Raw genomic sequence first — 10,216 nt, forward strand, 5'->3', positions numbered from 1 at the left:
ATCGCCACGGAGGCGCTGACCTGTCACATGTTGAAGCCTGCGGCGCAGCACCTGCATCTGCACCTGCAGGGGATCGCGGGGGACGCGCGGGGCATGGATCCCGACGCGCTGGTCGATGCGGCCCGCGCCTCGGGCGGCCGGATGAAGGCGGTGTTCCTGCTGCCCTCCGGAGGCGGGCCCTTGGCGCAGATCATGGATCGCGACCGGCGCGAGGCGCTGGCCCATGCCGCCGCCAGGGCGGGGTTGATGATCCTGGAAAGCGATCCCACCGGACCCATGTCGCCGCGCCGCCCGCCCGCCTTGTCCGGCTTTGCCCCGGATCGCAGCTTCTACATGACCGGTCTTTCGAAATGCCTGTCGCCGGGGTTGCGCCTGGGCTTTCTGGCCATGCCCGAAGCCATGGCGGAGGAAACGCTGAACCGGCACCTTTCGATGGCTTGGATGGCGACGCCCCTAATGGCCGAGATCGCGCAGGACTGGATCACGGGCGGTACGGCAGACGCCCTTCTGGCCGCGCAACGGACCGAACTGGCATCGCGCAACCGCATGGCCCTGCGCATCCTGGGGCCGCAGGCACGGGGCTTTCCGCATGGCCTTCACCGCTGGCTGCCCTTGCCCCCGGGCAGCGACGAAGGCGACCTTCTGTCGCGCGCCCTGTCCCATCAAGTGGCCTTGGCACCGGGGGCAGGCTTTGCCGTTCTGCCGTCGGGACCCGCATTGCGCATCGCGATCGGTGGTGCCGAGATACGGGACCTGGAACAGGCGCTGCGGGTCCTGTCGGCCATTCTGCCACCGGCCTGATGCCGTCTTCAGCGACTTTCTTCGGTGATCGGTTTGACTCCTGCTGCTGAAATTGTCATGATTTGACCCGTAAATTGAATTGCATTCCGAATGGCCCGTCATCGGGCAGACCGGGACCGGCCCGATGCCCGTCCCACAACCCCAGAAGGGCGGCCGCGCTGCCGCGCGACCCTTCGAAGGAGACATCATGACCCTCAAGACCCTGACCACCGCCAGCCTGGCAGCCCTTGTCCTTGGCACCAGCGGCGCGATTGCCGACACTTGGCGCTATGCCTTCGAAGAGGCGCTGGACGAGGTGCAGGGCGTCTTCGCCCAGAAGTTCAAGGAAGAGGTCGAGGCCAATTCCGACCACGAGGTCCAGCTGTTTCCCTTTGGCACGCTTGGTGAAAGCGATAACATTCTGGAGCAAACGCAGTCCGGCATCCTGCAGTTCGTGAACCAGTCGCCGGGCTTCACCGGCTCGCTGATCCCCGAAGCGCAGGTCTTCTTCGTGCCCTATCTGCTGCCCGAGGATGACCAGCAACTGTTCGCGTTCTTCCGCCAATCCGAAACGATCAACAGCATCTTCCCCGAACTTTACGCCCAGCAGGGTCTGGAACTCCTGAAGATGTATCCCGAGGGTGAGGTCATGCTGACCACCCGTTCGGCCGTCGAGGCGCCCGATGACCTGAGCGACGTGAAGGTCCGCGTGATGACCAACCCGTTGCTGGTCGAAAGCTATCAGGCCTTTGGCGCCACCCCCACGCCGCTGCCCTGGGGAGAGGTCTATGGCGGTCTGCAGACCGGCATCATCGACGGCCAGGAAAACCCCGCATTCTTTATCGAATCGACCCGGATGTACGAGGTCACCGACCACATCACCCGCCTTGGCCACAACAACTTCACGACCGCGCTGATGGCCAACCAGCAGTTCTTCGACGGACTGGCCACCGAGGATCAGGACGTGATCCGCAATGCCGCCGACGCGGCCTTCGATCATATCCTCGAATACCAGCAGGGCCTGACCGAGGCGTCGCTGGAAAAGATCGCCGAGGCCAAGCCGTCGATGACCATCATCACCCTGACCCAGGAGCAGCGCGCCCCCTTCCGCGACACCGCGGCCGAGGTCGAGGCGACCTTTCTTGAAATCGGCGGTCCCCGCGCGCAGGAGGTGCTGGACCAGATGAAGGCGGACCTCGAGGCGGCAGAAGGCTGATCCCGCCGCAGTCTGGTGGAAACCGGTCCGGCGCGGTCCGGTTTCCCGAAGGAACCCCCTCAGGACAGGTGGCATGACCTCACGGAAAACGACAACCCGGCCGGACGCCGATATCATGGCGGCGGCCGAAGTGCCCGTGGTCAACGACGACATCGACGATGCCGGCTATCGCTCGGACCTCCCCGGTCCCCTGGGCCTTCTGGACAGCATGATCGCGCGGTTGGAGGCGCTGTTCCTGGCGCTTGGCGTGCTGGGAATGGCCGCAAACACCATCGCCAACGTGATCGGGCGCTTCGTCTTTGGCCAATCGCTCTATTTTTCGGGCGAGGTGAACCGGGCGCTGATCATCCTGGTGACATTCGCGGGCATTTCCTATGCCGCACGGCACGGACGACATATCCGCATGACGGCCTTTTTCGACATGCTGCCTTATGGCCCGCGCAAGGTGGGGATGATCGTGATCTCGGCGTTGACGGCGGCGCTGCTGCTGATGCTGGCCTGGTATTCCTTTGGCTATGTGACCACGCAGGCGGGGCGCGGGCGTGTGCTGCCGGCGCTGCAGATCCCGCAATGGTGGATCGTCATATGGATGCCGGCGGGATTTTTCCTGACCGGCCTGCAATACGCCCTGACGACGCTGAAGAACCTGACCCAACCGGGCATCTGGCTGTCGACCACCATGCAGGACGGGTATGACATGTCCGATCAGGAAGAGGACTGCACATGACCGCGGCAATCGTGGGGACGATGATCGTCCTGCTGCTGATCGGATTTCCGATGATGGTGCCGCTGATCGTGGGCGCCATGGTCGGCTTTGTCGGCATCTTCGGCGGGCTTGGCCAGATGGAAACGCTGGTCCAGCAGGTGATCGCGGGCATCCAGCCCGCCAGCCTGATCGCAGTGCCGATGTTCATCTTTGCCGCAGACCTGATGACGCGGGGGCAATCGGCCGGCCGCCTGATCGACTTGGTGATGGCCTTTCTGGGGCATCTGAAAGGCGGACTGGCCATTTCGGCCGCGGGGGCCTGCACCATGTTCGGTGCGGTGTCGGGATCGACCCAGGCGACCGTGGTGGCCGTGGGCGGACCCTTGCGGCCGCGCCTGCTGAAGGCGGGCTACAGCGACAACTTCACGCTGGCGCTGATCATCAACGCTTCCGACATCGCCTTCCTGATCCCGCCCTCGATCGGGATGATCATCTATGGCGTCGTGTCCGGCACCTCGATTTCCGAACTGTTCCTGGCGGGCATCGGGCCGGGGCTGCTGATCCTGACGCTGTTCTCGGTCTATGCCTATCTTTACGCGGTGCGGCATGACGTGCCCACCGAACCTGCCGCCACCTGGTCCGAGCGCGGCCGCGCGATCCGGCGGGCGCTGTGGCCCCTGGGCTTTCCGGTCATCATCATCGGTGGCATCTATGGCGGCGTCTTTTCACCGACCGAGGCGGCGGCGGCCTGCGTGCTTTATGCGCTGCTGCTGGAACTGATCATCTTTCGCGACCTGAGCCTGAAACAGCTTTTCGCCACCGCGAAATCCACGGGGCTGATCACGGCCGTCGTGTTCATCCTGGTGGGGGCGGGCACGGCCTTCAGCTATATCATCAGCTTTGCCCAGATCCCGCAGGCCATCCTGGGCGGCATCGGCATCGACGAGATGGGGCCCTATGGCGTCCTCTTCACCATCGCCGTGGCCTTCTTCATCGGCTGCATGTTCGTGGATCCCATCGTCGTGATCCTGATCCTCGTGCCGATCTTTGCGCCGGTCGTGCAGGCAACGGGGCTGGACCCCGTGCTGGTCGGCACGCTGATCACGCTGCAGGTGGCGATCGGCAGTGCGACCCCGCCCTTTGGGTGCGACATCTTCACCGCCATCGCGGTCTTCAAGCGCCCCTACTGGGAGGTGATCCGCGGAACGCCGCCGTTCATCGCGATCCTGCTGGCGGTATCGGTCGCGCTGATCTTTTTCCCGCAGATCGCCCTGTTCCTGCGCGATCTGGCCATGGCCGGGTGACGCATGCGCCGCGACGACCTGCACCGCTTTGGCCTGATCGCCCTGGCGACCGACCTGACGATCGAGAACGATGCGGCGCGGCTGATGCCGGCCGACACGCGGTTGCATGTCATCCGCATCGCCTTTGACAACCCGACCACGCGGGACAACCTGCGCAACACCGGCCCGCGCCTGCGGGCGGCGGCCGGCCTGCTGGTGCCGGGGGTCGAATTGCGGTCGATCGGCTTTGGCTGCACCTCGGCCTCGGCAGTGCTGGAGGACGGGATCGACGGGCTGACGGATCATCCGGCGCCCATCGTCACGCCCACCGGTGCCGCGTTGCGCGGGTTCCGCGCCCTGGGCATCACGCGCATCGCGCTGATGACCCCTTATCTGGAGGCGACGACCGATCTGGTGGGCGACCATTTCCGCGACAACGGCATCGAGGTCCTGCGCCGCAGCAGCATGGGCGATGCCGACGACCGCGACATGGCCCTGCTGCCCGCGCCCGAGATCGTCGCCATGGCCGAGGCCAGCGACGATCCCCGGGCGCAGGCGCTGTTCATGTCCTGCACCGCGCTGCCCGCCCTGTCGCTGATCGAAGCGCTTGAGGCACGGCTGAACAAGCCCGTGATCACCTCGAACCAGGCGCTGTTCTGGGCGATGCTGGACAGGGCAGGTCTGCCTGCGGCGGGTCCGGGGGCATTGTTCCGCGCCCGGACGCGGTGATCAGCGCGACATCAGCCGCGCCACGATGGGCGCCAGCAGGATGACGATCACGATGCGCAGGATATGGTGGCTGACCACATAGGCCAGGTCCGCCCCCGCGATGATGGCGATCACCACCATCTCGGCCTGCCCGCCGGGAAGAAAGGCCAGAAAGGCATCCAGCGCGGGCGCAAGGCCCAGCATGTAGATCAGCTCGAGGAAGATCAGGCTGATGACCGCCAGGATCAGCGAATAAACCAGGCCCGCCGTCACGTCGATGCGCAGTTCCCGTGCGGTGATGCCCGCATATTTCGCACCCACCGCGATGCCGATGAAGAACTGCGCGGCCTGGATGATCTCGGCCGGGGGGCGGGTCTGGATGATGCCCGCCAGCGACAGCCCTGCCGTCAGGATCATCGGCCCCAGGATCGAGGCGCCGAACAGGCCCACGCGCTCGGCGATCTTCCAGCCCCCGAAACCGGCGGCCACGATCAGCGCAATCTGCTGCCACGGGATGGATGTCATGGGCGCACCGGGAGGCTGGGACAGGTCCACCTGCCAATAGAGCGTCATGATCAGCGGCGCGACCGTCACGATGACCAGGATGCGCGTGGCATGGATCAGAGACAGCGCGCGGATGTCGCCGCCCGCTTCCTCGCCAAAGACCAGCATGTCCTGAAGGCCGCCGGGCATCGCCGCGTACCAGGCCGTGGGGTGGTCGAAACCGAAGACGCGGCGGAACAGCGGATAGCCGATCAGCGCGATCACCCCGATGAAGACCGGCACGATCGCCAGCGAGGCTGCGATCTCGGGCAGGCCGGCCAGCACCTGCGGCGTGATCGAGGCCCCGACCGCAACCCCCAGAAAGGTCCGCATGAAGACGCCCAGCTGCCCCGCGCCCTGCATCCGCGCACCCGAAAGCGCCACAATCAGGCACGCCATCATCGGACCCAGCAGCCAAGGGAGGGGCAGGCCCAGAACCAGGAAAATCGCAGCCCCGATCAGCGCAGCGCCGAAGGTCGTCAACCGTGCCCTGGTCAAAGCGTCAGTTCTTCCAGCAGCGCCGCATACTGGGCCCCGTGCATGTCGCGATCCGAGGCCGAGCCCTGCACCACCGGGCGCGGCAGGCTGAACTTGATCACCCGCAGGTCCGGGATGTCGAAACGCTTCAACTGGTCGGGCGCCACCTTGTAGAGTGCCGCGACCCGTTCGGTCGAAAGATCGGACACCAGATGGTCGAAGACGTCGCGCCGGTCGCAAAAGACATCGATGGTCACCCAGAAGGGACCGGCGTTCTTGGACCGGACCTTCAGCACCAGATCACCGATGCGGGACGTGGACAGGGTGGTCATGCCGGCACCTCCGCGCGGATTTCGGTCACTTCGATGCGAAAGGCCGACATGGGGTCGTCCAGCGCCATCACATGGTTCAGCGCGAATTCATAAAGCGCGCCGCGATCGGTGGTGGCGGGGGAATAGGGAAAGGCAAAGGTCGGCAGTTCCTCGTCATCCGTCAGCGGATAATGGAGGACGAAGGGATTGATCAGCTTGCCGATCTCGGCCGCTTCGGCCTGGCTGCGGGCGGTGATGAGGCCAAGGACGCCCACCTCGACCGGATCGCCCGTGCGGTTCTCCAAGGTGCCCAGTGCGCCGTTGACGCCGATCAGGCGGAACTCCAGCCCGTACTCCTCGGGCGACAGGTCCATGCGGGTCCGGATCTCGGACTGCAGAAAGCCTGTCAGGCGGTCCACCCATTTCTGGGCGTTCCGCGCGTAATGGGCGTCCCGAAGGATCGCCAGGATGGTTGTCTGGTAACCGGCGATGCGCGCACCCTCCAGCTTGACCGTGTAAGGGCCGGGAACCCAGCTTGAGCCTTCGACCCGCACGCGGCGGTCGTCCAGCGCGGTGTAATGGGCGCCGGTCACGTCCAGATAACCGCCGGGCTCGAACAGGCGGAACGGGTCCGAATTCTCGTACAGCATGTGCGCTGAAACCGAGTGGGGCGTGCAGCGCACGCCAGCCGCCAGCGGCTCGACCGTGAAGCCGGTGTCGTCGAAATCGACCATGATCACGCCCGAGGTCGGGTTCGTCGAACACAAGGCTCCGCATTCCGCGATCTTGGCGCCGTGCCAGACGCCCCCCGCGGCATCGCCGCGGGACAGGGGCAGGGCGGCGATGGTGGCCGTGTCGGTGGTGCGGCCCGCAATGATGATATCGGCGCCGGTGGCCAGGGCGACCTGGATCTGTTCGGCCCCTGCCAGGGCCACGATGTTGGTCAGGTCGTCCAGCCGGACCTCCGGCGCCGGGGGCAGGGGCGTGACGCGGCCCGCAGCCAGTGCATCCGCCACGTGGGCCATGGGCTGGCTGGAATACAGGCGCGCGATGCGCAGTTCCTGGCCCAGTTCGCGCGCCAGTTCGACCGTGATGTCATACATCCAGTCCACGGTGCTGTCGGTGCCGCAGGTGCCGGCCGTGCCGATGACCAGGGGCACCCCTGCCTGCGCGCGGGCCTGCATCAGCGCGCGCCATTCGGACTTGGTGGCGGCGCGGGAATATTTCGACTGGCCCGCGCCAAGGCTGAAGGGCCCACTGTCGGTGGACCCTCCGTCGATGCAGATGATGTCGGGGGACATCGCGACGCCGCGGTCCAGCGCCTTTCGGTCAAAGCCAAGGCCCAGGACGCCGGAAGGTACCAGAACACGTGTCGTCATCATCAGTCCTCGTTCAGGGTATGGTCGGTCGCGGGAACCGGCGGCTTCTTCAGCAGGCGCCGCAGGAAGATCGGCGCGACAAAACCAAGGATCGCCGCGATCCACAACCCCACCGCGATGGGCGAGGACAGCAGATACCAGAAGTCGCCGTTCGACAGCACCATGGCACGGCGCAGGTTGTCCTCCATCGCGTTGCCCAAAAGGATGCCCAGGATGACGGGAACGGTCGGGATGCCCAGCTTGCGCATGACATAGCCCAGAACGCCGAAGCCCACCATCATCAGCATGTCGAAGCTGGAGCCGGTCAGCGAGTAGATCCCCACGAAGGCGATCATCGTGACGCCCGGCAGCAGCACCCAGGCGGGCACCGACAGGATCTTGACGAAGACCTTGACCATCGGGACGTTCATCAGAAGCAGCACGACGTTGGCCACCAGAAGGGACGCGATCAGCGACCACACGACCTCGGGGCGTTCGGCGAACAGCAGCGGCCCCGGCGTGATGTTCAGCGTCAGCAGCAGCGCCAGCAGCACGGCCGTGGTGCCCGATCCCGGCACACCCAGCGTCAGCATCGGCACCAGCGCACCGCCGGCGGCGGCGTTGTTGCCGGCCTCGGGGGCGGCGACGCCCTTGGGGTTGCCCTTGCCAAAGGTCGACTTGTCCTTGGCGATCGACTTTTCGGCCATATAGGCCAGGAACGATCCCAAAGACGCACCCGCGCCCGGCAGGACGCCCGCGACAAAGCCGATGCCCGTGCCGCGCAGCATGGCGCCCGAGGTTTGGCGCAGCATCTTCCACGGCACCAGGATCTTGCCCAGCTTGACGCCGATGGCGCTGTCCTTGCCATGGCTTTCGATGAAGAAGAACACCTCGGCCACCGCGAACAGGCCAACGATGGCCACAAGGAAGTCGACGCCGTCCATCAGGTGCAGTTCACCAAAGGTGAAGCGCGGCATGCCGGTGGTCTTGTCCATGCCGATCATCGCGATGCCCAGGCCGATCGCCGCGGCCATCGCCGCCTTGGCCTGGTTGTTCGAGCCGATGCCGCCCAGCGTGCAGAAGGCCAGCATGTAGAGCGCGAAGTATTCGGCAGGGCCGAACTTGTACGCGACGCGCGCCAGATAGGGCGCAAAGATCATCAGGCCGATCGTGGCCAGCAACGCGCCGACGAAGGACGCCACGCCCGACACGACCAGCGCCTCGGCGGCCTTGCCCTGGCGGGCCATGGGATAGCCGTCCAGCGTGGTCATCATTGCAGGCTCGTCACCCGGGATGTTCAAAAGGATCGAGCTGATGCGGCCGCCATACATGGCCCCGTAATAGACCGAGGTCAGCAGCACCAGTGCCGAGATCGCGTCCAGGCCCATCGAGAACGAGATCGGGATCAGCAGCGCCACGCCGTTCGACGGCCCGAGGCCCGGCAGCGCGCCGATGATCGTACCGACAAAGCAGCCGATGATGGCCAGGATCAGCGTATAGGGCGTCAGGGCGAGGGAAAAGCCCATCGCCAGGTTGGCAAGTGTTTCCATCGGATCAGAACCCCATGCCGGTGGGCAGGCCGCGAAGGCTCAGACCCAGGATGACGCGGAAAAGGACGAAAAGGCCCACGGCCAGCCCCAGGCCCGTCAGGGCCGAGCGGACCGGATTGCCGCCGATCTGCCAGCTGAGGATGCCGGCCACGATCGTTGTCGGGATCAGGAAACCCAGCGGAGAGATCGCCTCGGCATAGACCAGCAGCGCCACCAGCGCGATGCCCAGTTGCAGCAGCATCGGTCCGGCGGGCCATTCCTCGTCGGGATCGGGGCGCAGGATCATCACCAGCGAACACAGGATGACCACTGTCGCGACCATGTAGGGGAACAGTCGCGGCCCGACCGGATCGGACATGAAGCTGGTCTCGATGCCGCGGGCGCTGAGGATATACCCCAGCGCCACGACCAGCATGAACGCTCCGAAGACGCGATCACCCTTGATCATTGAACAAGCCCGATTTCGCGCGAGATGGCCTGCACATCGGCGATCTGCTCGGCCACGAAGGTCTCGAAGTCGTCGCCGAAGATGGCATAGGATTCGAGGCCGTTCTCGGCCATGACCGCCTGCCATTGCTCGGATTCACCGACCTGGCGGATCATGTCGACCCATTTCTGGTATTCCTCGTCGCTGATGTCCTTGGGGACATAAACGCCGCGCCAATTCATGGACACGCTGTCCACGCCCTGTTCCTTGGCGGTCGGCACGTCGTCAAAGCCCGACACGCGTTCTTCCGACAGCACCGCGATGGGGCGCACGTCGCCCGACTTGATGAAGCCGGTGATCTCGGACAGATCACCCGTCATGGCCTGGGCGAAACCGCCCACCGTCTGCGTGATGGCGTCGGCGCCTCCGTCCAGACCGATATACTTGATCTGGCGCAGATCCTCGACGCCCACGGCGTCCAGCATCATCAATACCTTGAGGTGGTCGTAACCCCCCACGGCCGAACCGCCCGCGAATGCCACGGACGTCGGATCGGCCTTCACCGCCTCGACCAGGTCGGTCAGGTTCTGGTACGGGCTGTCCTGCGCCACGACGATGACGCCGGGATCGCCCGCGATCGAGCCGACCCAGCGCACCTGGTCGGCCGTGGCGCCTGCAAAGGCGTTCTGGGCCAGACGCGTGGTGGTCGAGGACGAGGCCGCGACAAAGACTTCCGGATCGCTGCCGCGCTTGCTGACGACCTGCGTATAGGCGACGCCGCCGCCGGCACCGGCCAGGTTCGTCACCTGCACCATGTTCGGCACCAACCCCAGTTCGGTCATGATCCGGCCGATCTG

General features: G+C 65.5%; 10 protein-coding genes and 1 pseudogene. 5 read left to right on the forward strand and 6 right to left on the reverse strand.

The window, feature by feature from the left end; all coding sequences use genetic code 11:
- The 5 genes and pseudogenes from ACLHHB_RS04445 to ACLHHB_RS04465 form a co-directional block, all read left to right on the forward strand.
- Positions 1-801 (forward strand): annotated as a pseudogene (locus ACLHHB_RS04445) (PLP-dependent aminotransferase family protein); the annotation flags it as partial.
- A 187-nt stretch (positions 802-988) separates the two neighbouring features.
- Positions 989-1,996, forward strand: coding sequence for a TRAP transporter substrate-binding protein DctP (gene dctP, locus ACLHHB_RS04450; RefSeq protein ID WP_410217082.1), 1,008 nt, complete (start codon positions 989-991; stop codon positions 1,994-1,996).
- A gap of 73 nt (positions 1,997-2,069) precedes the next feature.
- Positions 2,070-2,723, forward strand: a complete 654-nt coding sequence (locus ACLHHB_RS04455; protein WP_410217083.1) for a TRAP transporter small permease — start codon at positions 2,070-2,072, stop codon at positions 2,721-2,723.
- Complete coding sequence (locus tag ACLHHB_RS04460) at positions 2,720-4,006, forward strand: TRAP transporter large permease (protein WP_410217084.1); 1,287 nt, start codon at positions 2,720-2,722, stop codon at positions 4,004-4,006. The genes ACLHHB_RS04455 and ACLHHB_RS04460 overlap by 4 nt, the downstream gene beginning before the upstream one ends.
- 3 nt (positions 4,007-4,009) lie before the next feature.
- The gene (locus tag ACLHHB_RS04465; RefSeq protein WP_410217085.1) at positions 4,010-4,714 is read left to right on the forward strand and encodes an ectoine utilization protein EutA; all 705 of its coding nucleotides are present in this window, start codon (positions 4,010-4,012) and stop codon (positions 4,712-4,714) included.
- Here ACLHHB_RS04465 and ACLHHB_RS04470 read toward each other — a convergent pair whose 3' ends face one another.
- The 6 genes from ACLHHB_RS04470 to ACLHHB_RS04495 form a co-directional block, all read right to left on the reverse strand.
- Positions 4,715-5,734, reverse strand: a complete 1,020-nt coding sequence (locus ACLHHB_RS04470; RefSeq protein ID WP_410217086.1) for an AbrB family transcriptional regulator — start codon at positions 5,732-5,734, stop codon at positions 4,715-4,717.
- The gene (locus ACLHHB_RS04475) at positions 5,731-6,045 is read right to left on the reverse strand and encodes a DUF4387 family protein (RefSeq protein WP_410217087.1); all 315 of its coding nucleotides are present in this window, start codon (positions 6,043-6,045) and stop codon (positions 5,731-5,733) included. The genes ACLHHB_RS04470 and ACLHHB_RS04475 overlap by 4 nt, the downstream gene beginning before the upstream one ends.
- Positions 6,042-7,403, reverse strand: a complete 1,362-nt coding sequence (locus ACLHHB_RS04480) for an acyclic terpene utilization AtuA family protein (protein ID WP_410217088.1) — start codon at positions 7,401-7,403, stop codon at positions 6,042-6,044. The genes ACLHHB_RS04475 and ACLHHB_RS04480 overlap by 4 nt, the downstream gene beginning before the upstream one ends.
- 2 nt (positions 7,404-7,405) lie before the next feature.
- Positions 7,406-8,932: a tripartite tricarboxylate transporter permease gene (locus tag ACLHHB_RS04485; RefSeq protein WP_410217089.1), complete on the reverse strand. Its 1,527-nt coding sequence runs from the start codon at positions 8,930-8,932 to the stop codon at positions 7,406-7,408.
- A 4-nt stretch (positions 8,933-8,936) separates the two neighbouring features.
- The gene (locus tag ACLHHB_RS04490; RefSeq protein WP_410217090.1) at positions 8,937-9,380 is read right to left on the reverse strand and encodes a tripartite tricarboxylate transporter TctB family protein; all 444 of its coding nucleotides are present in this window, start codon (positions 9,378-9,380) and stop codon (positions 8,937-8,939) included.
- On the reverse strand, positions 9,377-10,216 hold an 840-nt coding region (locus tag ACLHHB_RS04495), incomplete at its 5' end, for a Bug family tripartite tricarboxylate transporter substrate binding protein (RefSeq protein WP_410217091.1). The genes ACLHHB_RS04490 and ACLHHB_RS04495, both read right to left, overlap by 4 nt.

Origin of the sequence: Paracoccus sp. (in: a-proteobacteria), from assembly GCF_046462195.1 — a bacterium.
GTDB lineage: Bacteria > Pseudomonadota > Alphaproteobacteria > Rhodobacterales > Rhodobacteraceae > Paracoccus.